General features: G+C 57.9%; 2 protein-coding genes. Both read left to right on the forward strand.

What is annotated here, in order from left to right; translation table 11 throughout:
- A partial coding sequence (locus ACEWB7_RS17510) for a hypothetical protein (RefSeq protein WP_411581025.1) occupies nucleotides 1-230 on the forward strand: 230 nt, incomplete at its 5' end.
- A partial coding sequence (hypC, locus tag ACEWB7_RS17515; protein WP_411581026.1) for a HypC/HybG/HupF family hydrogenase formation chaperone occupies nucleotides 230-477 on the forward strand: 248 nt, incomplete at its 3' end. The genes ACEWB7_RS17510 and hypC, both read left to right, overlap by 1 nt.

The following is a 477-nucleotide window of genomic DNA, read 5'->3' on the forward strand; positions in this document are numbered from 1 at the left end:
ACTATGGCGGGAGTCTTACGCCGCAGGTAAGGGCGCAACTGATGCCTGCGGTCTATCTCGCGCAGGAAGTGCTGGCGCAATGGGGTATCACCGCCTCTTCAGCGGCCTTGCCCACTGAAAGACTCAATCATTACAGCCTGTGTATGGAACGCTACGAAGATGAACGGCCAGATGCGCAAAGCGCTTGCCGGGTCGGCGATATTCGGGTGCTACAGAGAGAGAAATCATAATGTGTATTGGCGTTCCTGTGCAGGTTATTTCACCCGGTCAGTGGTTCGCCAAATGCCGCGACCGACACGGCGAGCTTATCGACGTTGATATTCGGCTTGTGGCTCCCCCCTTAGCAGGCGCATGGCTGCTGACATTTGGCGGCGCAGCGCGACGAGAAATGGACGAAGCGGAAGCCGTTGAGGTACTGGTGGCGCTGGACTCGCTGGAACAGGCCATGCTCACGCAAAGCGATCCGCTGACCGGTTT

Source organism: Acinetobacter sp. NIOH-H-8, assembly GCF_046635365.1.
Classification (GTDB): domain Bacteria; phylum Pseudomonadota; class Gammaproteobacteria; order Pseudomonadales; family Moraxellaceae; genus Acinetobacter.